This is a genomic window from Actinomyces sp. S6-Spd3, assembly GCF_000758755.1.
GTDB lineage: Bacteria > Actinomycetota > Actinomycetes > Actinomycetales > Actinomycetaceae > Pauljensenia.
Genome location: NZ_JRMV01000067.1, coordinates 1 through 609, shown reverse-complemented (window position 1 = coordinate 609; position 609 = coordinate 1). Strand labels below are relative to the sequence as shown.

Genomic DNA, 609 nt, shown 5'->3' with positions numbered 1-609 from the left:
ATAGTATTACGCACTGCCGGAATCGCCTCGATATCAACGGGAGTAGTTTCCACATTATTCACAGATATGTTCCACGAAGCTACTGAGTGTGCTCTCCGAGTGCATAAAGAGGAGCAAGCTGGGGAGCATTACCGGCTAATGGCAGATGTTGCCGAACTGTCCGCTAGAACTCACAGAACGGATTTTCCAAAACAGCAAAGAGTTTGGGTTTGGCCGCTTTGGTACCTTGCAAATGAGCTCTCGTCTATTGCTGCAGTAACAAAACTTGAGGCCTGCATCCCCCTCATGAATCCAGTCATGTCTCGAATCGGAAGTTTTGGATACGGATCAAAAGATGCCTTAGTTTCTCTCGAAAAAGAGATAAGTGAATCCTTAACTGACTTCGTCACTAGGATTGGCGAGCCGCTAGATACAAGGGTTGCTAAACGCATTACCAATGTCGATATGGACCTGCTCGTAGCTCAGACTCTTAGCCAGTGGGGAGGGGGCGCACTACCGCTCGGAAACGTAAGTAGAGCAGTGATACAAGAAATCTTTGCAGAGGCGGCGTCTCAATATGCATGACTCGAAGTTTTTTTCAAGTCTCTTAGCACCCGAAGTGGGTTTGGT

The 609-nt window shown here is 47.6% G+C and carries 1 pseudogene; it reads left to right on the top strand.

Features of this window, described 5'->3' with window-relative positions:
- Nucleotides 1–564 (top strand): annotated as a pseudogene (locus HMPREF1627_RS00440) (hypothetical protein); the annotation flags it as partial.
- Between the last annotated feature and the right edge of the window lie 45 nt (nucleotides 565–609).